The following is a 17,986-nucleotide window of genomic DNA, read 5'->3' on the forward strand; positions in this document are numbered from 1 at the left end:
TGCGCTCAGGTCGGGTCAGAGGCTCGCGACGCACTCTCCGAGGGCGGCGACGGCGACGTCGAGCTGGTCGTCGCGCAGGTACGGCGCCGGCCCCAGGCGCAGCACGTCGCCGCGGGAGTCGGTGAGCACGCCGCGGCGCTGCAGCGCGACCTGCAGCGCGCCCGCGTGCGGCGAGCGCAGCGCGAGGAAACCGGCCCGCTCGTCGGGGTCGCGGACCACCACGTCGAGGACGGCCGGGTCGACGTCGAGGGCGTCGACCGCCGCGGCGAGCCGACCAACCTGGTGGCGGCTGACCGCGCGCAGGAACGCCGCGTCGAGGCCGTGGTCGTCGAAGAAGTCGAGGACCCGGGAGGCGCGGTACGTGCTCGTCGGGTCGTACGTGGACCCCGCGAACCGCTCGGGGCCGTCGCCGAAGCCGACCTCCCCGGACGGCGCCGCCGACAGGTCGGCGAACTCCGCGAACCAGCCCGTCACCACCGGACGCAGGTCGGTGCCGCGGGGCCAGCGCATCGCGCACGCGCCCTCGCCGTGCTGCAGGTACTTGTAGCCGCCGCCGACGACGACGCAGTCGAGCAGGTCCTCGTCGGTGATCGACCACTCGATCACGCCGACCGCGTGGTAGCTGTCGACCACGCACACCGCGCCGTGCCGCCGGGCGGCGGCCGCGACCGCGCCGAGGCCGGGCACGACGTGGGCGCTGCCGAACAGGACCTTCGAGACGAGCACGCACGCCGTGCGGTCGTCGACCTCCGCGGCGACGCGCTCGGCGAGCGTGTCCACGGGCTCGGCGGCCACCCGCACGACCTCGACACCGACCTCGGCGAGGCGCGCCAGCTGGCGCCGCGCGGAGTGGAACTCCCCGTCCGTCGTGACGACGCGTGGGCGGGCGCGCAGGTCGAGCGCGGACAGCAGCCGCACGAGCAGGGTGTGGGTGGAGTCGGCGAGCGTCACCTCGCCCGAGCCGTCGTCGCCGAGCCACGAGAGCCACCCGCGGCGGACCCGGTCGACGTGGGCGAACACGCGCGACCACTTGCCGTCGACGAGGTCGGCGGCGTCGTCGAAGGCCTCGACCTGCGCGTCGCGGGCCACGTCCGGCCACGCCTGGTGGGAGTGGCCGGTGAGCAGCAGCCGGTCGGCGACCCGGAAGCGCGAGTAGTGCCCGGCGAGGGCGGCCGGGTCCCAGCCCGCCGGCCCCACCATCAGAACCGGCTCCGGACCGTCCACAGCGGGCCGAAGGCCGGCCGCAGCGTCGAGCGCAGGTACGCCGCGCCGGCCGAGCCGCCGGTGCCGACCTTCGCCCCGATCGTCCGCTCGACCATCTTGACGTGGCGGTAGCGCCACTCCTGGATGCCCTCGTCGAGGTCGGTGAAGGACTCGCAGAGCCCCGCGGCGGACGGGTCCTCCCGGTACAGCCGCAGCAGCATGTCCTCCACCTCGTCCTCGCCGCCGGGAGCGCCGTCGACCTCGGCGACGGGGTGGCCGGTGCGGGCGAGGTGCGCGAGCAGGGCGTCCCACAGCGACGGCGCGTCGAGGCGGCGCTGCAACCGGGCGCGCGCCTCGTCGTGCTCGGCGCGGCGCAGCGCGGCGGGGTCCTTGAGCCCGAGCACGAACTCGACCTCGCGGAACTGCGCGGACTGGAAGCCGCTGCCGGACTCCAGGTGCGCGCGGAAGCTCGCGAACTCCAGCGGCGTCATCGTCTCCAGCACGTCGAGCTGGCTGACGAGCACCTTGACGATGCTGCGCACCCGCCCGAGCGTGTGCGCGGCCCGCGCGCGCTCGTCCTCGCCGAGGAGCGCGACGGCGCGGTCGAGCTCCCAGAGGATCTGCTTGAACCACAGCTCGTAGACCTGGTGGATCGTGACGAAGAGCAGCTCGTCGTGCTCCGGCGGGTCGCTCGACAGGGTCTGCAGGTCGAGGAGCTCGTCGACGCGCAGGTACGTGCCGTACGTGAGCGGACGGCCGTCGCGCCGTCGCGGGTCGGGACGGAGCGGGGCGGCCGCGTCGGTGCTCATCGGTGACAGTCTGCCGCGCGGGACCCGTCCGCCGTCAGGGACGGACCCGCACCCGTCCGGCCGTTGTGGCGCCGGGCCCGGTGGGGGACCATGACGGGACGGCCGGGTCGTCGGCGACCCGGGGGGAGGGGCGACACCATGAGCATGCTGCCGGAGTTCATCCTGCCGAACCGGTCGGTGCCCCGGCCGACGCTCGAGGTGCCGGAGGTGTCGGGCACGGAGCGACGCTGGCGCCGCCGCGGTCTGGTCGCCCTCGGCGCGGTCGCGCTCGTGATCGGTGCCGCGGTGGCCCTCGTCGTCTCGGGGGTGCTGCCGCTCGGCCCTGTGGCGACGGCGCTGGCCGTGCTCGGGCTCGGCTGCGCGGCGGCGGCCGCGGTCGTCGACGTCGGGGTGAGCCTGCGCGTGCCGCGCCGCGACGAGGGGGTGCGCCCGGGGCTGCGGGCCGCGTCCTACCTGTGGCTCGCGACGCTGGTCTGCGTCGTCGCGACGTTCGCCTTCCTCGCGACCTGAGCGCTGCCCCCGAGGAGCACCCTGACCAGCCGCCCCGACGAGCCGCAGCCCCGCCGCCGGTCGGCGACGGGGCTGTCGTGCGTCGGGTGCCTCAGCGGGTGCGGCTGCGGCTGGTCTCGCGGAAGCTGCCGAGCTGGGCGGAGGAGTACTCGCCGTCGGCGTTGTCGAAGACCATCGCCCCGATGCGGGAACCGGCCGCGACCTGTCCGGAGCGCCCGTTGAACGTGTACCGGTAGGAGTACGTGCCGGTCTCGTCGCGGTAGGTGCCGGAGTCCGTCGAGGAGTACGTGCTGCCGACGCCGTCCACCGTGATGTCGACGGCCGGGCTCGCCCCGACGCCGTCGTGGCCGAACACGTCGATGGTGCCGTCGATGTCGGCGCGCGAGAACTTCCGGTCCATCGTGAGCGTGAGCGTGCCGCCCTCGATCCACCGGATGTCGACGAGCTCGCAGCCGTTCTCGTCGGGCGCGGGCTCCTCGCCGTGGCCGCCGCCGGGCGGGAAGTCCGGCACGACGCCGTCGGGGCACGCCACGTCGTAGACCTCGCCCCACGCGGTCGCGCGGCCCTTCGAGGTCTCCGTCACCTGCATGTAGCCGAAGTGGATGTTGCCCTGGACGCCGCCGGGCAGCGTGCCGACCTCGAGCCAGTCGAGCATGACGGAGCGGCCGGAGCTCTTGTAGAAGGACTGCTCGGCGGCCTGGGCGGGCCCCGACGTCGCGACGAGCGCGAGACCGGCGAGGGCGGCGACGGCGGCGGTGCCGAGGCGTCGGGACACGGAACGGGACATGACGGTTCCTCTCGGGTGGTGGTGCGACGGGTGGAGCGGGTGGGTCGGTCGGCCGGGGGTCCGGGACGGACGGGCCGGGGCGGGGCGGCGGGACGGACGGTGCGCCGTCAGCGGCGGGTCCGCAGCCGGCGGAGCACGAGCGCCCCGATCTCCTCGCCCTGGGCGAGACCCGCCTCGATGCCGCGGGGGTAGTGGATGCCGCCGAACAGGCGCGAGCCCGCGGCCTCGTCCGCGGCGTCGGTGAAGTCGGAGAACGACCGTGCCGGGTAGCCGCGCTCGGCGTGCGTGTCGTCGACGAACGCGAACGAGCCGAGCAGGTCGGTGAGCACCACCGCGGCCGCCGCGGAGGACACCGAGTGCCCGCTCGTGTGCTCGGGGAACTGCGGCGTGTTGACGAAGGACAGCCACGTGGGGTCGACGTGGCGCTGGATGTACGTGACCGGGCGCAGCAGGTTGGTGCGGTACTTGACCGTCCAGCACGCGAGGAACGCGTCGTGCAGCGTGACGCCGAGGCGGACGTAGGCCTCCAGCGCCTCGTCCAGGCGCAGGTCGAGCAGGCGCGACGTCTGCTCGACGAGCAGCATCCAGTGCCCGCTCGGCAGGCCCGTCGGCGTGCCGAGCGGCGGGGTGAACGAGCCGGGGTTGTCCGTCCAGAACCGGGCGATCGCCCGCTCCTCGTCGCCGTTGCGGCGCGACTGCTCGAGCACGGCGACGGCCTGGTGCCAGAACTCCGAGCCCGGCTCGGCGGAGAACGGCACGTGCGGCCCGGCCGCGACCTCGTCGGTGCTGCGCAGGACGAGCGGGCGGACGTCCTCGCAGTACGGCTCGATGGCCGGCCGGTAGTTCGGCGGCGTCGACTCCCAGTGCCACGGCAAGCCGCTCGGCGGCGTGTACGGCCGGGCGCTCGCCTCGGCGTGCCCGTCCGTCGCGGTCCACGCCAGCAGGCGGGCGGCCACGGCGGCGCCGTGCGCGAGGGAGTCCGCGGTCTCGCGGGGCCCCACGCCCGCGGCGCGGCGCGAGGCGACGACATCGGCGTGGACGGCGTCGAGGTGGCTGCGCGTGAGCGGGGAGCGGTGGGGCAGCAGGCCGAGGAGCAGCCCTTTCGCGGCGGCGGACACCGCGAGCGGCCAGTCCAGGCGCGCTCGGCCGGGGGCCGTGACCACGCCCGCGACGCCGCGACCGTCGACGGCCGGAACGAGACCGGCGAGCTGCCCCGCGAGCGTGACGTGCCCCGGCATGCCGGCGACCGCGGCCTCGTACATCGCGAGCGCCGTGTGCGCGTACGCGCGAGCGGCGGTCGGCGGGGTGAGGTTCTCCAGCAGAACGGCCCGGTAGGCGGCCCGCACCCACGTGTGGGCGACGTCGGCGCCCAGCCGTGACGCCGGCGCGTGGCCGGTGCCGGCGTACGCCGGAGCCGTCCCGCCGAGCAGCACGGCCACCGAGGTGGCGGCTCCCGTCATCAGGACACGACGACGCGACGGTGCAGCAGACCCAGCCATCCCAGGTCCCCACCCTTCTTCCCCCTGCGCCCGTCCTCGGGCGGCAGCTCATCTGACACCGCTCGGACGCGGCGGACGAGGGAGAGGACCCACCCGTTACCGACTCGTTATGAAGGCGTGGGAGAGGATCCCCGGATGAGCCGTTCGTCCCCCCTCCTGCCCCCCACGAGCGCTCCGGTCCTGGAGCCCGCCGCCGTGGCCGACGCGTGCGCGTACGTCGACTCCTGGTGGGGCCTACGGCGGCGCCACCACCGCGTCCCGGCGGTGCAGGGGGCGGTCCTGCTGCGCGGCGAGCTGCTGCTCGAGTCCGCCCACGGCACGGCCGACGCCGACGGCCGGGTGCCCCTCACGCCGACGCACCGGTTCCGCGTCGCCTCGCACTCCAAGACCTTCACCGCCGTCGCCGTCCTGCTCCTGCACCAGCGGGGCGTGCTGTCGCTGGAGGACCCCGTCTCGCGGTGGCTGCCCGCGGTGGCCGGCGGTCCCGTCGCCGACCGGACGCTCGCGGAGCTGCTCAGCCACTCCGGCGGCGTGACGCGGGACTCCACCGACGGCGACTTCTGGCAGCTGGCCCGCGCGTTCCCCGACCTCGACGGCCTGCTCGCAGCCGTCGCCGCGCCCGCCGACGGCGCGCCGTCACCCGCCGTGCTGGGCCGCGCCGAGCGCCTCAAGTACTCCAACATCGGCTACGGCCTGCTCGGCGCCGTCGTCGCCGCGGCGTCCGGCGGCACCTACGAGGCCTTCGTGCGGCGCGAGCTCGTCGAGCCGCTCGGGCTGGCGCGCACCGCGCCGGACCTCGACCCGGCCGACCCCGCTCACGCCGACGCCCTCGCGGAGGTCGTGACGGGCTGGAGCGCGCTCGCCTACGCCGACGAGCGCGTGCCCGTCGACCAGACCGGCACCGGGGCGCTCGCCGCCGCGACCGGGTTCGCGAGCACCGCCTCGGACCTGTGCCGCTGGGTCGCGGCGCACCACGACGGCGGGCCGGGACCGCTCGACGACGTGCACCGCCGTCTCATGCACCGCACGTGGTGGCAGGACGAGGGCGCGCCGGAGGGGGCGCAGCGCGGTGGCTACGGCTACGGCTGGCAGGTGACGGAGGTCGGCGCGCGCCGCCTCGTCGGCCACGGCGGCGGCTGGCCCGGGCACATCACCCGCACGCTGTCGGACCCGGCCGCGGGGCTCGCGGTGTCGGTGTGCACCGACACCGTCGACGGTCCCGCGCTGGAGCTCGCGACGGGGGCGGTGCGCCTCGTCGACCTCGCGGCCGTGCCGCCGGCCGGTGCGCTCGAGCGGGCGGCCGGCGCCGACCTCGCGTCGTTCGCGGGCCGCTGGGCGAACCTGTGGGGCGTCCGGGACACCGTCGTGCTGGGCGGGCGCCTCGTGCTCCTCACGCCCGGGCCGGACCCCGTCGCGACCGCCGCGGAGCTCGACGTCGTCGACGACCGCACGCTGCGGGTCGTGTCCGGCTCCGGCTACGACGCGATCGGCGAGACGTGGCGGTTCGAGCGCGGTGACGACGGCCGCGTCGTCACCGTGCGCGGCTCCAGCGGCATGACGCTGTGGCCGGCCGACGGCTTCGCGGCCCGCCTGGGCGGGTCCGACGCGCGTGTCGGACGGGGGACGTTGTGGCGAACACCTTCCGCGGGGTGAGAGCGGCTCGCTAGTCTCCGAGCGGCCCGCCGTCGCCGCGCCGGTGGCCTGAGCGAGGGGGAGCCGCCACGTGACGACGTTCGTCGTGATCGGCGTGGTCGGCCTGCTCCTGCTCGTCCTCACGCTGCTGCTCGGCGACGTCGTCGAGGGGGTCGTCGAGGGGTTCGGGCCGGACTGGCTGTCCGGCACCGCGATCGCCGCCTTCCTCGCCGCCGTCGGCTTCGGCGGCGCCCTCGCGCTGCAGCTGGGGGCCTCGGAGGGCGTCGCGACGGCGAGCGGCATCGGGGCGGGCCTGGCCGCCGGTGTGCTCGCGGGGCTCCTCACGCGCTCGCTCGCCCGGGAGGGCGGCGCCGACTCCACGCCGAGCGCCGGTGCGCTGGTCGGCCAGGTCGGCACGGTCGTGTCCGACGTCCCGGCCGACGGCTACGGCACGGTCGCGCTGACGGTCGCCGGTCACCCGACACGGCTCAACGCCCGCGCCGGCGCGCCGCTCGCCGCCGGCAGCCAGGTCCGCGTCACGACCGTCCTGTCCTCCTCGGCCGTCCAGGTCGAGCCCGTCACACCCGCCTGAGCCCGGGCACCCGTCGCAGCCGCCGCACCCACCAGCCGCACCTCCCAGTCGCACCCTGAATCAGGAGCCGTCCCATGCCCGGAGCCGACCTCGACCTCGGCACGCTCGTGCCCGTCACCGGCCTCGTCGTCCTCGTCGTCCTCGTCGTCGTGGTCGTCGTGCGCCGCTACAAGGTCGCCGGGCCCGACCAGGCCTTCATCGTCACCGGTCGCCGTGGCAGCGGCGCGAAGGTGCCGGGGCAGGCGGACACCTCGGGGCAGAAGGTCGTGCTCGGCGGCGGCGTGTTCGTGCTGCCGCTCGTGCAGAAGCTCCACGTGCTCGACATGAGCAGCCGCCGCATCCCGGTGCAGATCCGCAGCGCCGTGTCCGGGCAGGGCATCAAGCTCAACGTCGAGGGCGTCGCGATCGTCAAGGTCGGCGGCAACGAGGACTCGATCCGCGCGGCCGCGCAGCGGTTCCTGTCCCAGCAGGAGGACATCACCCCGTACACGCAGGAGGTGCTCGCCGGTGCGCTCCGCTCGATCGTCGGTGCCCTCAGCGTCGAGCAGATCATCCGCGACCGCGCCGCCTTCGCCCAGCGCGTCGCCGACGAGTCCGAGAACTCCCTGACCGGTCAGGGTCTCGTGCTCGACACCTTCCAGATCCAGGACATCAGCGACGACGGCACCTACCTCGCCGACCTCGGCCGCCCCGAGGCCGCACGCGTCGGGCAGACGGCGGCGGTCGCCGAGGCGAACGCCCGGCAGGAGGCCGAGCAGGCCCGCATCCGCGCCGAGGAGCAGATCGCGATCTCCAACCGCGCGCTCAACCTCAAGCAGGCGGAGATCAAGGCGGAGATCGACGCCGCCGGCGCCCAGGCCGCCGCGGCCGGGCCGCTCGCCCAGGCCGACCGCGACCAGGCGATCCTGCTCGAGCAGGAGAAGGTCGCCGTCCGGCAGGCCGCCCTCACCGAGCGCCAGCTCGACACGCAGGTCCGCAAGCCCGCCGACGCCGAGCGCTACCGCGTCGAGCAGGAGGCCGAGGGCCGCCGCAACGCCGACATCGCGACCGCCGAGGCGCGCAAGGCCGCCGCGATCGCCGCCGCGCAGGCCAAGGCGGAGGAGACCCGGCTGTCCGGCGTCGCGGAGCAGGGCCGCCGCGAGGCGCTCGCGCAGGCCGACGCCGTCGAGGGCGCCAAGCGCGGTGAGGCCGAGAAGGCCCGCCGCGTCGCCATCGCCGACGCCGTGCGCATCGAGGGCGAGTCCGACGCCGCCGCCGTGCTCGCGCGCGGGTCGGCCGAGGCCGAGGCGATGGAGCGCCGCGCCGCCGCCTTCAGCCACTACAACGACGCGGCCGTGCTCGAGCTGCTCGTGCAGGTGCTGCCGCGGGTCGCGCGCGAGCTCGCGCAGCCGATCTCCGCGATCGACAAGCTGACCGTCATCTCCACCGACGGCGCGGGCGCCATCCCCCGCCAGGTGACCGACAACCTCGTGCAGACCATGGAGCTGCTCAAGGGCACGACCGGCATCGACCTGCAAGACATGATGAGCCGCGCCGCGAAGGGCCGGGACGGTTCCTCCGCCGTCACCCCAGCGCCGGCACAGGCTCCGGCGAGCGCGGGGGAGTAGCGCCGGCTCGGCCCGCGTGCGCTCGCGTCGCGGCGGGTGGCCGGGGCGCGGTACGTGGTGATCCTCGCCGCGTTCGTGCTACACGACGGCTACAGTCGTCGCATGTCCGAGGTGGCGGCGCGCGAGCTGAGGAACAACACCGCCGACCTGCTGCGCCGGGTGCAGGAGGGGCAGCGCGTGACGATCACCTCGCGCGGTCGCGCGGTCGCTGAGCTCGTCCCGGTCCGCGCGGCTGCACGACGACCGCTGCCTCGCGCCGAGCTGGTCCGCAGGCTCGCCCGGTCGCAGGCGGACCCGGACCTGCGCCGGGACCTCGCCGAGCTCGCCGGCGACACGACCGACGACCTCGGCGACGTCGTCTGATGGTCGCACCGGAGGGCCTCCTCGACACCAGCGTCCTCATCGCCTCGGAGACCGGGCGTTCCCTCGCGGTCGACCGGCTCCCGCTGGTCCTCTGGCTGAACCCCGTGACGCTCGCCGAGCTGCAGGCCGGCGTCCTGGCTGCGCGGGACGTCGACACCCGGGCCCGCCGGCTCGCCACCCTCGACTCGGTGGCCGACGTCGAGGTGCTGCCGATCGACGCGGCCGTCGCGGCCGAGTGGGCGCGGCTCCGGGTGCACCTGGCCGAGCGGGGCCGGCGTGTCAACGTCAACGACCTGTGGATCGCGGCGACCGCCGTGGCGAACAGCATGCCCGTCGTCACGCAGGACGGCGACTTCGACCCCCTCGAGGGGGTCCGCGGCCTCGAGGTCGTCACGGTCTGACGGCTCGCGCGACACCGCCCCGCACCCGGTCCGCCGCCACTACGCTCCGTGACGTGAGCCGGCCTCCCCTGCGCGTGCTCGTGGTCGGCGGCGGCGTCGCCGGGCTGCTGCACGCCCAGCTGGTCCTCGACCGGTCCGAGACGGACGGGCGCGAGGTCGACCTCGTGTGGGCGGTGCTCCGCGACGGCTCTGCCACCGCGTCGCGCTCCGGCGGGCTCGCGCTGCGCTACGCCTCGCCCGACCCGCGGGCGGTGGGGTGGTCGGCGGCCTCGCCCGCGGTGGGTCTGCGCCTCGCCGACCGGCACCCGGTCGTGGCCGCGCACCTCGGCACCACCCGGGCGCTGCTCGTGTCCGACCGTGCGCCCCTCGCCGGGTACGCCGGCGACGTGGTCCGGCCTGCCGACAGCGGACTGGCCCACGCCCACGGCCTGCTCGCCGAGCCGGGGCCGCTGTGGCACACGTGCGGGCTGCTGCCGCGGTGGGCGGAGCAGCTCGCGGCCGACCCTCGGGTGCGCCGCGTGACGCTGGCCGAGCCGCTCGCCTCGACCGCCGACCTCGTCGACCTCCACACCGACTCGGACGCCGACGTCACCCTCGCCTGCCTCGGCCTCGGCGCGCACACGCTCGGCGACCGCTCCCTCGCCGCGCGGCTCGGGGTGCTGCTCACCGGCCCGCTGCCCCCGGGGCTGCACGCCGAGCACGCCGTCATCGACGACGACGACGAGGAGCACCCGAGCTACACCGTCCCGCACGCGACCGCGGGCAAGGCGCACCTGCACGTCGGCGGCACGTACCTGCCGGTCGACGACCCCGCGGCGTGGGACGAGCCGTCGCTGCTCGCCGCGCGCGCCCGCGCCACCGCGCCGCGGGTCCTCGCCGCGGCGAAGGAGCGTTTCCCTGCCCTCGCCGAGTGGCGACCCGACGGCGCCGGGGCGTGGTGGGGGCTGCGCCCGGTGCGCCCGGAGGTGGCGCTGGGCCGGCTCGAGGAGCGCGCCGGCGGGCACGGCGGCACGGTCGTGGTGGCCCACGGCTGGGGCGGGTCCGGCTGGACGATCGGTCCCGCCGCCGCCGACGAGGTTGCGGCGGCAGTGGTCGAGGACCGCCTCGACGAGCTGCCCGTGTGGGAGCGCTGAAGCCACGACCTACCCTGCTCGGGTGCGCAACGCCCTCGACCCGCGGCCCCGTCCCACCACGGCCGCGCTGGCCGCCGCCTCCCTCGTGCTCGGCTTCGCGGTCGCGGAGGCGACCGGTGTGCGTGCGGCCGGAGGGGTCGTGCTGCTCGTGGGCGGCGGCCTCGCCGCGGTCCGCTGGTGGCGGCGCAGCGGTCCGGTCACGGCCGTCGGGCTGACGGCGGTGTACCTCGGCGCCTTCGCCGGCTCCCACGTCCTGGCGCGTGGCGTCGGTGCGTGGCCGGCGGTCGCGACCGCCGCGGCTGTGGCCGGCGGCGCGGCCTACGTCGCCTCCGACCGGCGTCCCCCGCGGCCCGGGGCCGTGGCGGCGGTCCGGACGGACCGGGTCGGGACCCGCTGAGCCGCCGGGGCCGGTCCGGGGCGACCGCCGGCGGGTCGGGGGTCACCGCCGTCCCGGTCGACGGCGGCCTCGCGTCGCTGGTCGACGAGCCGCGCGGCGGCACCGGCTGGACCCTCCTCGTCGACGGCGTGCCGCAGTCCCACGTCGACCTCGCGGACCCCACCGTGCTCGTCTTCGAGTACGTCCGGTGGGTCGGCGCGCTCGTCGACGCCCTGCGCCCGGCCGGCGAGCCGCTGCACACCGTCCACGCCGGCGGCGGCGCGGCGACGCTCGCCCGCTACGTCGCCGCGGTCCGGCCGGGGTCGCGACAGGTCGTGCTCGACCCCGACGGCCCCCTGCTCGCGCTCGTGCGGGAGCACCTCGGGCTGCGTTCCACCTCGCACCTGAAGGTGCGGGCGGAGGACGGCCGTGACGGGCTCGCCGGCCTGCGGGCCGGCGGGTACTCCCTGCTCGTCCGGGACGCCTTCGCCGACGCCGAGGTGCCGCACCGGCTGCGCACCCGGCAGTGGGTCGAGGCGGCCGCCCGGGTGCTCGCCGCCGACGGCGTGATCGTGCACAACCTCTCCGACGCCCACGACCTCGCGCGCAGCCGCGCCGAGGTCGCGACGCTGCGGACGGCGCTCCCGCACGTCGTGGCCGTCGTGGAGCCGGCCGTCCTGCGCGGCCGGCGCACCGGCAACGTCCTCCTCGTCGCCTCCGGTCGGCCGCTGCAGGACGTGGTCACCGGGCCGTGGGCGCGAGCCCTGCACGGGGACGCGGCCGCCCCCGTCCGGCTGCTCGACGAGGACGCCGTCCGGGACCGGCTCGGGGGCGGGGACGTGCTCGACGACGACCGTCCGGGCCCGCCGCCCGCCCCGAGGCCCTCGTGGCGCTGACCCGTCCGGTCCTACGATCCGGCGCGTGAGGAGCGCGGCGCTCGTGTGCGCGGCCGGCCTGCTGCTGGCCGGCTGCACCGCGGCCGCGGACGGTGCCGCTCCGCCGTCCGACTCACCCTCCGCCCCGTCACCCGACCCGTCGCCTGTCGCCGTCGGCGCGACGGAGCTCGGGGCGGCGCTCGTGCAGTACCGCCGCGACGCCCAGCGCGACGTGCTGCAGGTGAAGGTGACCAACCCGGGCGAGGAGCCCGTGACGGTCCGCCGCGTGCAGCTGGACTCCGCGACCTTCACCGCGCCCGTGGTCGCGGACAAGGACTCGGTCGTGGGGCCGGGTCTCACCGTCGACCTCACGGTCGACCTGCCCGGGGCCGCCTGCGACGGGCGCGACGAGGCGCCGGTCGCCGTCGAGCTCACGGTGCTCGACGCGGCGGGCGAGGAGCACGTGGTGCGGCTGGACACCGCCCGGGGCGGGGCGGGCGGCACCACCGGCTCGCTCGCCGACGGCTCGGGTGCCGACGTGCTCGCCGAGGTGCAGGCGAGGCGGTGCGCCGCCATCACCGTCGCCGAGCACGTGCGCCTGTCGACCGACCCGGAGTGGGTGGACGGCGGGCCGCTGCCCGACGGCACCCCGACGCTGCTCGGCGCGCTCGTCGCGGAACCGGTCCCGGGCGGCGGGCCGGTCGCCCTGGTCGTCCAGGGCGCGACCACGCTGTTCACCTTCGTGACCGCCGCGGACGCCTCGCTCGCCGCCGGGGCCGAGGAGACCGTCCGCCTGCCGCTGCGCGTGCGGGTGACGCGCTGCGACCCGCACGCGGTCGCCGAGGACAAGAAGGGCTACCTCGTGCCGGTGCGCGCGAGCCTCGACGGCGCCGAGCCGCTGCTGGTGGAGGTCGCGGTCCCGGTGCCGGAGCGGGCGGCGCTGCAGGGGCTCATCGACGCGTCCTGCGCCTGAGGGCCCCGGCCGCCCCGGACCCCGGGCGGCCCGTCGGCCCGCGCGTCGGCCCGCACGGCACGGGGCCCGCCCGGCTGCTGCCGGACGGGCCCTGTGCTGGTGCTGGTGCTGGTGCTGCGGTGCTGGTGCTCAGCCGAGGGGCGTGCCGGCCCGGCTGCCGGGGTTGCAGACGTTCGCGACGTTGACGACCTCGCCGCGGCCGACCACGACCTCCTTGACGGCCTTGACCTCACCCTTCTGGTCGGTGCAGGTGAGCGTCCACGCCTCCGGGTCGTTGACGACGCGAGGCGTCGGGCCACGGAACGTGACCGTGCCCGACCAGTCGTCGTCCGCCCCGCCGTCGTAGTTGAAGACGACGAGCGTGTACTCACCGGGGACCGGGTCGCGCCACGTGATGACCTCGGGCTGACCGCCCGTGGCCGCGCTGCCCACCACCTGGCCCTCAGCGTCGAGGAGGTAGAAGTCCCAGTCCGCCACGGCGGCGGAGCCCCACGTGAAGCGGAGGTCGGCGAACGCGTTGTCGAAGCCCTCCTCGATCGTGACCGGGACCGACTCGTAGGCACCGTCGAAGCTGAGCGCCCGGTTCTCGGCGGGCACGCCCTCCGGGTTGGCCAGCGTCACGTCCGGCTGCGTGGGGGCCGTCGGGTCACGGCCGTCGCGGCCGGCCACGATGGGACGCGTCGACGGGTTGACCGCGAACTCGAAGCGCCCGCCGGTCGAGTCGTAGCGGCTCGACAGCGAGTCCTCGAAGCTGGATGACCTCGCCGCCGCGACCGATGACCGGCGACGTGCTCGTGAAGAACTCCTTGTTCACCTCGAGCGACCAGCCCGCGGGCATGGTGCCGACGAGCCGCGAGTGGTAGGCCGGGTCGGCCGTCGCACGCTGCATCTCGAGGTACGCGGCGCGGTTGCCACCGAGGCCGGCGCCGGCCGCGGGCTCGAGACCGAGGTACTCCGCGACGACCGCCCGCTCGAAGGCCGGGTGGAAGTTCTCGTCGCCGATCTCGGGGGTGAAGCCGATGGAGCCGGCCGTCCAGAACGCCCAGTCCTCCGTGCCGCCCGTCGTGTCGTACAGCTCGTAGGACGGGATGTTGGCGTAGCCGTTGTGCGCGGTCGCCCGCGCGCCGAGCTCCTTGTACATCGGCTCCTCGAGCGGGGCGCCGGTCGCGGCGACACCCGGCGGGCGCAGCCACAGGTTGGAGTACGTGTGGTTGGTGATGAGCGTCGTCACCGAGCGGGTGCCGATGAGGTTCTTGATGTTGCGGGTCTCCGGCTCGCTGAACGGGTCGTCACCGCGGTAGGTGTCGCTCGACCAGCTCGTGCTGGCGCCCGGACCGCCCCACAGGCCGCCGTAGTTGCGGTTGAGGTCGGTGCCACGCAGGCGCCCGGCGTTGTTCGCCGCGCACGTGCCCGTCGTGTAGTTGACCGGGGCCGTCGGGGTGTTGGCGGAGATCTTGCAGTTCTTCCGCTTGTTGTCGTACGAGAACGTGCCGAACGTGTCGGTCGTCGTCGCCTCGCGGGAGATGGTGAAGCCGTCGGGGTTCACGACCGGCACGATGATCGTGCGGGTCTCCTCGACCAGGTCGGTGATCTCCTCGTCGCTCCCGTAGCCGTTGAGCAGCTCGTACGCCCACTCCATCGCGTGCTCGCCCGAGGGCCACTCGCGGGCGTGGTGCAGGCCCATGTGGAGGAGACGGGCTTCCCGTCGTGGACGCGGTCGACGTCGGTCGTGATCTCGATGCCGTGGACCATGCGGCCCTCGACGGTGGGCTCGTCGAGCGTGATGGGACGGACCATCCCCGGGTGGTCGGCGACGAGCTGCTTCATCTCGCTCTCGTAGTCGGCGAGGCGCCGGTACTCGGTGCGGCCGCTGGGGAGGGACGTCGAGTCGTTGGCGGCGGCGAACTGCGCGTCGGCGCGGCGGTCGGCGGCGGACTGCGCCCCCAGGTCGGCGATCTCGACGTCGTAGTCGAAGCCCGCGGCCTCGAGCGCCTTCTTGTCGGCCTTGCCGTGCAGGACGACGTCGATGCTCGTCGGCGTGCCGTGCTCGGTGAGGTCGAGGTCGAGGCGCTGCAGCTTCTCCTTGTCCTTGCGCGTCGGCGTCTCGACGCTGACGAGCGTCGACGTCTCCGGCTCACCCTCGATCTCGAGGAACGCGAGGTCGACGGTGACCTCGGCGCCCTTGCCCTTGAGCAGGCAGCCCTGCACGGTGAGCTCGGTGCCGGCGTCGACGAAGCCCGTGGCCTTCTCCCGGCCGGAGAAGCCGGCGCTCGCGGCGACGACCTCGCCCGCGTCGTCGAAGACCGCGAGGTCCCAGTCGCCCGCACCGGCGATGCCGGCCTCGACGAGGCCGCTGGTCGGGGCCGTCACGGTGTAGGAGTCGACGCCCGCGCCACGGGCGGGACCGTCGGCGCAGGTGCGCGCCTGGGCGGAGCGCACCTCGAGGACGTTGACCGGGCCGGCCTGCGCCGCGGGCACGGCGAGGACGGCACCCGACACCACGAGGGCACCGGTGACGCCGACGGCGACGCGGGTGCGGGACCTGCGTCGGCGTCGGTGACCGGGGTCCCCGGGGACGGCCGGGGGTGGAGCGGAGGAGAACGACATGCGTGTCGCCTTCCGCTGGTAGGTGGGGCGAAACGTAGGCGTCACCGCATGCGAGAACAAGGCTTTACCGACCGGTCGGGCACGGCTAGGGTGCGGCGCCCTCCGAACCGCCCGGCGCACCCGTCGGGAGGCTGCTCAGCACGCAGAACTCGTTGCCCTCGGGGTCGGCCATCACGAGCCACGTGACGTGCTCGTCGCCGCCCTGCCCGATGTCCGCGCGACGCGCGCCGAGAGCCTCCAGGCGTGCGACCTCGGTGTCCTGGTCGTCCGGTGCGAGGTCGAAGTGCCAGCGGTTCTTGCCCGCCGACTTCGCGTCCTGCACGCGCCAGAACATGACGGGGAACGCCTTGCCGCCCTCCTCCCGCGTCGCGGCGGGCGCGATGACGGCCGCGCTGCCGTCCTCGGCGGAGTGGACGAGGTGCCAGCCGAGGGCCTCCACCCAGAACCGCGCCTGCGCGGCCGGGTCGAGGGAGTCGACGGTCACGGAGTTGATGTGCAGCGCCATGCCCGCGGACGGTAGGGGAGGGGCCGGACACTGCGCGGACGACGGCGCGGCGCGAGGCACCCGAGTCGGGCGAGGCGTATGCCCCCATTGGGGGCATACGGCCTCACGCACGACCCTCGCCGGTCCGGTCGGCGTCGACGTCCCGGCCGCGTGGACCGGCCGGCCGGTGCGGCGCCCACCGGTGGCACGCTTGGCGCATGAGCGAGCGGCAGTTCGGGTTCCGCACCCGCGCCCTGCACGCCGGCGGCGCGCCGGACCCCACGACGGGCGCGCGGGCGGTGCCGATCTACCAGACGACGAGCTTCGTGTTCGAGGACGCCGCCGACGCCGCCAACCTCTTCGCGCTGCAGAAGTACGGCCTTATCTACTCCCGCATCGGCAACCCGACCGTGTCGGCGCTGGAGGAGCGGCTCGCCTCCTTGGAGGGCGGCCTCGGGGCCGTCGCGACCGCGTCGGGGCAGGCCGCGGAGTTCATCACCTTCGCCGCGCTCGCCGGCGCCGGCGACCACGTCGTCGCGGGCGCGTCGTTGTACGGCGGGACGATCACCCAGCTCGACGTCACGCTGCGCCGCTTCGGGGTCGACACGACCTTCGTGCGCGGCGGCGACCCCGCCGACTTCGCCGCCGCGATGACCGACCGCACCCGGTTCGTCTTCGCCGAGGTCGTCGCCAACCCCGGCGGCGAGGTCGCCGACGTCGCGGGTCTCGCCGAGGTCGCCCACGCCCACGGCGTGCCTCTCGTCGTCGACGCCACGACCGTCACGCCGTACCTGTGCCGGCCGATCGAGCACGGCGCCGACATCGTCATCCACTCCACGACGAAGTTCATCGGCGGCCACGGCACCACCCTCGGCGGGGTCGTCGTCGACTCCGGCCGCTTCCCGTGGGACAACGGGAAGTTCCCCTCCATGACGGAGCCCGTGCCGAGCTACGGCGACCTGCGCTGGTGGGGCAACTTCGCCGAGTACGGCTTCCTCACGAAGCTGCGCAGCGAGCAGCTGCGCGACATCGGCGCGTCGCTCAGCCCGCACTCGGCGTTCCTGCTGCTGCAGGGCGTGGAGACGCTGCCGCAGCGCATGCGCGAGCACGCCGCCAACGCGCGCCGGGTCGCCGAGTGGCTCGAGGCCGACGAGCGCGTCAGCTGGGTCCGCTACGCCGGCCTGCCGTCGCACCCCGACCACGAGCGCGCCGAGCGCTACACCCCCGAGGGTCCCGGGGCCGTCTTCAGCTTCGGCGTGCGCGGCGGGCGCGAGGCCGGCGAGCGGTTCATCTCCTCGGTGCGGCTGTGCAGCCACCTCGCGAACATCGGCGACGCCCGAACCCTCGTGCTGCACCCGGCGTCCACGACGCACCAGCAGCTGAGCGAGGAACAGCTCGCCGCGGGCGGCGTCTCGCCGGACCTCATCCGCATCAGCGTCGGGCTGGAGGACGTCGACGACGTGCTGTGGGACCTCGACCAGGCCCTCGACGCGGCCGTGCGCGGCGACGTGGCGAGCGCGTCGGCCGCGCCCCCGCCCGACGAGGTCGACGGCGGCACCTCGGCGGTGGCGTCGTGAGCGCGACCCCGCGCGACGAGCGCACGTGGAGCGGCCCGAGCGCGCAGCAGCGCCAGGCGATCCTGCGCCGGACCCGGACCGTCGCCGTGGTGGGCGCCAGCGACAAGCCGTCGCGCGCGTCGTACTTCGTCTCGACGTACCTGCTGTCCACCTCGCCGTACGAGGTGTGGTTCGTCAACCCGAACGTGCGCGAGATCCTCGGCCGGCCCGTGTACTCCTCGCTCGCCGAGCTGCCCGGGGTGCCCGACCTGGTCGACGTGTTCCGCCGCCACGACGACCTGCCGGCGGTGCTGGAGGAGACCCTCGCCCTCGACGAGGGCGTGCAGACGCTGTGGCTGCAGCTGGGGCTCTGGCACGAGGGCGTCGCCCGCCGCGCCGAGGCGGCCGGCCTCGACGTCGTCATGGACCGTTGCCTCAAGATCGAGCACGCCCGGTTCCACGGCGGCCTGCACCTCGCGGGCTTCGACACCGGCGTCATCGACTCCCGGCGGCGCCGCGACTGAGGGACCACATCCGTCTGCGTTCGTGTCGACGTACGGCGCGTGCGTCTGCGTTCGT

At 75.4% G+C, this 17,986-nt stretch carries 19 protein-coding genes; 12 read left to right on the forward strand and 7 right to left on the reverse strand.

Annotation, left to right across the window (positions count from 1 at the left end; translation table 11 throughout):
- Positions 1–15 precede the first annotated feature (15 nt).
- Both WAA21_RS04515 and WAA21_RS04520 read right to left on the reverse strand, forming a co-directional pair.
- On the reverse strand, positions 16–1,200 hold the full coding sequence (locus WAA21_RS04515) for a kynureninase/PvdN C-terminal domain-containing protein (protein ID WP_336921565.1): 1,185 nt from the start codon (positions 1,198–1,200) through the stop codon (positions 16–18).
- Positions 1,200–2,012, reverse strand: a complete 813-nt coding sequence (locus tag WAA21_RS04520) for a tryptophan 2,3-dioxygenase (protein ID WP_336921566.1) — start codon at positions 2,010–2,012, stop codon at positions 1,200–1,202. Before WAA21_RS04520 ends, WAA21_RS04515 begins: the two co-directional genes overlap by 1 nt.
- Before the next feature lie 138 nt (positions 2,013–2,150).
- Between WAA21_RS04520 and WAA21_RS04525 the strand changes: the two genes are divergently transcribed.
- Positions 2,151–2,522: a hypothetical protein gene (locus tag WAA21_RS04525; RefSeq protein WP_336921567.1), complete on the forward strand. Its 372-nt coding sequence runs from the start codon at positions 2,151–2,153 to the stop codon at positions 2,520–2,522.
- A gap of 91 nt (positions 2,523–2,613) precedes the next feature.
- Here the strand turns inward: WAA21_RS04525 and WAA21_RS04530 are convergent, their stop codons facing one another.
- Together WAA21_RS04530 and WAA21_RS04535 are read right to left on the reverse strand one after the other, a co-directional pair.
- On the reverse strand, positions 2,614–3,309 hold the full coding sequence (locus tag WAA21_RS04530) for a hypothetical protein (protein ID WP_336921569.1): 696 nt from the start codon (positions 3,307–3,309) through the stop codon (positions 2,614–2,616).
- Positions 3,310–3,416: 107 nt separating this feature from the next.
- A complete protein-coding gene (locus WAA21_RS04535; protein WP_336921570.1) occupies positions 3,417–4,769 on the reverse strand; it encodes a vanadium-dependent haloperoxidase in 1,353 nt (450 codons plus the stop codon).
- A 174-nt stretch (positions 4,770–4,943) separates the two neighbouring features.
- Here WAA21_RS04535 and WAA21_RS04540 point away from each other — a divergent pair, with 174 nt between their 5' ends.
- From WAA21_RS04540 to WAA21_RS04580, 9 genes are all read left to right on the forward strand, one after another.
- Entirely contained in the window at positions 4,944–6,461 is a 1,518-nt protein-coding gene (locus WAA21_RS04540; RefSeq protein ID WP_336921571.1) for a serine hydrolase domain-containing protein, read from the forward strand.
- A gap of 70 nt (positions 6,462–6,531) precedes the next feature.
- The gene (locus WAA21_RS04545; RefSeq protein ID WP_336921572.1) at positions 6,532–7,032 is read left to right on the forward strand and encodes an NfeD family protein; all 501 of its coding nucleotides are present in this window, start codon (positions 6,532–6,534) and stop codon (positions 7,030–7,032) included.
- Positions 7,033–7,106: 74 nt separating this feature from the next.
- Complete coding sequence (locus WAA21_RS04550; RefSeq protein WP_336921573.1) at positions 7,107–8,639, forward strand: flotillin family protein; 1,533 nt, start codon at positions 7,107–7,109, stop codon at positions 8,637–8,639.
- 102 nt (positions 8,640–8,741) lie between these two features.
- Positions 8,742–9,002 carry a type II toxin-antitoxin system Phd/YefM family antitoxin gene (locus tag WAA21_RS04555; RefSeq protein ID WP_336921574.1) on the forward strand — a complete coding sequence of 87 codons (261 nt, stop codon included), beginning with the start codon at positions 8,742–8,744 and terminating at the stop codon, positions 9,000–9,002.
- The gene (locus WAA21_RS04560; protein ID WP_336921575.1) at positions 9,002–9,403 is read left to right on the forward strand and encodes a type II toxin-antitoxin system VapC family toxin; all 402 of its coding nucleotides are present in this window, start codon (positions 9,002–9,004) and stop codon (positions 9,401–9,403) included. Before WAA21_RS04555 ends, WAA21_RS04560 begins: the two co-directional genes overlap by 1 nt.
- 53 nt (positions 9,404–9,456) lie before the next feature.
- Complete coding sequence (locus WAA21_RS04565; RefSeq protein WP_336921576.1) at positions 9,457–10,536, forward strand: FAD-dependent oxidoreductase; 1,080 nt, start codon at positions 9,457–9,459, stop codon at positions 10,534–10,536.
- Positions 10,537–10,558: 22 nt separating this feature from the next.
- Positions 10,559–10,933 carry a hypothetical protein gene (locus WAA21_RS04570; protein ID WP_336921577.1) on the forward strand — a complete coding sequence of 125 codons (375 nt, stop codon included), beginning with the start codon at positions 10,559–10,561 and terminating at the stop codon, positions 10,931–10,933.
- 77 nt (positions 10,934–11,010) lie between these two features.
- A complete protein-coding gene (locus tag WAA21_RS04575; RefSeq protein ID WP_336921641.1) occupies positions 11,011–11,808 on the forward strand; it encodes a spermidine synthase in 798 nt (265 codons plus the stop codon).
- Between the two features lie 25 nt (positions 11,809–11,833).
- Entirely contained in the window at positions 11,834–12,760 is a 927-nt protein-coding gene (locus WAA21_RS04580; RefSeq protein WP_336921578.1) for a hypothetical protein, read from the forward strand.
- A gap of 129 nt (positions 12,761–12,889) precedes the next feature.
- Here the strand turns inward: WAA21_RS04580 and WAA21_RS04585 are convergent, their stop codons facing one another.
- The 3 genes from WAA21_RS04585 to WAA21_RS04595 form a co-directional block, all read right to left on the reverse strand.
- The gene (locus tag WAA21_RS04585; RefSeq protein ID WP_336921579.1) at positions 12,890–13,429 is read right to left on the reverse strand and encodes a hypothetical protein; all 540 of its coding nucleotides are present in this window, start codon (positions 13,427–13,429) and stop codon (positions 12,890–12,892) included.
- On the reverse strand, positions 13,407–14,444 hold the full coding sequence (locus tag WAA21_RS04590; RefSeq protein ID WP_336921580.1) for a M14 family zinc carboxypeptidase: 1,038 nt from the start codon (positions 14,442–14,444) through the stop codon (positions 13,407–13,409). The genes WAA21_RS04585 and WAA21_RS04590 overlap by 23 nt, the downstream gene beginning before the upstream one ends.
- A gap of 1,008 nt (positions 14,445–15,452) precedes the next feature.
- On the reverse strand, positions 15,453–15,872 hold the full coding sequence (locus tag WAA21_RS04595) for a VOC family protein (RefSeq protein WP_336921581.1): 420 nt from the start codon (positions 15,870–15,872) through the stop codon (positions 15,453–15,455).
- 197 nt (positions 15,873–16,069) lie between these two features.
- Between WAA21_RS04595 and WAA21_RS04600 the strand changes: the two genes are divergently transcribed.
- On the forward strand, positions 16,070–17,428 hold the full coding sequence (locus WAA21_RS04600) for an O-acetylhomoserine aminocarboxypropyltransferase/cysteine synthase family protein (RefSeq protein WP_336921582.1): 1,359 nt from the start codon (positions 16,070–16,072) through the stop codon (positions 17,426–17,428).
- The gene (locus tag WAA21_RS04605; protein ID WP_336921583.1) at positions 17,425–17,931 is read left to right on the forward strand and encodes a CoA-binding protein; all 507 of its coding nucleotides are present in this window, start codon (positions 17,425–17,427) and stop codon (positions 17,929–17,931) included. The genes WAA21_RS04600 and WAA21_RS04605 overlap by 4 nt, the downstream gene beginning before the upstream one ends.
- Positions 17,932–17,986: the final 55 nt, after the last annotated feature.

The organism is Aquipuribacter sp. SD81 (assembly GCF_037153975.1).
GTDB lineage: Bacteria > Actinomycetota > Actinomycetes > Actinomycetales > JBBAYJ01 > Aquipuribacter.

Coding starts and splice junctions, on each gene's coding strand:
- WAA21_RS04515 (WP_336921565.1), bottom strand. CDS start 1,200: ATGGTGGGGCCGGCGGGCTGGGACCCGGCCGCCCTCGCCGGGCACTAC.
- WAA21_RS04520 (WP_336921566.1), bottom strand. CDS start 2,012: ATGAGCACCGACGCGGCCGCCCCGCTCCGTCCCGACCCGCGACGGCGC.
- WAA21_RS04525 (WP_336921567.1), top strand. CDS start 2,151: ATGAGCATGCTGCCGGAGTTCATCCTGCCGAACCGGTCGGTGCCCCGG.
- WAA21_RS04530 (WP_336921569.1), bottom strand. CDS start 3,309: ATGTCCCGTTCCGTGTCCCGACGCCTCGGCACCGCCGCCGTCGCCGCC.
- WAA21_RS04535 (WP_336921570.1), bottom strand. CDS start 4,769: ATGACGGGAGCCGCCACCTCGGTGGCCGTGCTGCTCGGCGGGACGGCT.
- WAA21_RS04540 (WP_336921571.1), top strand. CDS start 4,944: ATGAGCCGTTCGTCCCCCCTCCTGCCCCCCACGAGCGCTCCGGTCCTG.
- WAA21_RS04550 (WP_336921573.1), top strand. CDS start 7,107: ATGCCCGGAGCCGACCTCGACCTCGGCACGCTCGTGCCCGTCACCGGC.
- WAA21_RS04555 (WP_336921574.1), top strand. CDS start 8,742: ATGTCCGAGGTGGCGGCGCGCGAGCTGAGGAACAACACCGCCGACCTG.
- WAA21_RS04560 (WP_336921575.1), top strand. CDS start 9,002: ATGGTCGCACCGGAGGGCCTCCTCGACACCAGCGTCCTCATCGCCTCG.
- WAA21_RS04590 (WP_336921580.1), bottom strand. CDS start 14,444: ATGGGCCTGCACCACGCCCGCGAGTGGCCCTCGGGCGAGCACGCGATG.
- WAA21_RS04595 (WP_336921581.1), bottom strand. CDS start 15,872: ATGGCGCTGCACATCAACTCCGTGACCGTCGACTCCCTCGACCCGGCC.
- WAA21_RS04600 (WP_336921582.1), top strand. CDS start 16,070: ATGAGCGAGCGGCAGTTCGGGTTCCGCACCCGCGCCCTGCACGCCGGC.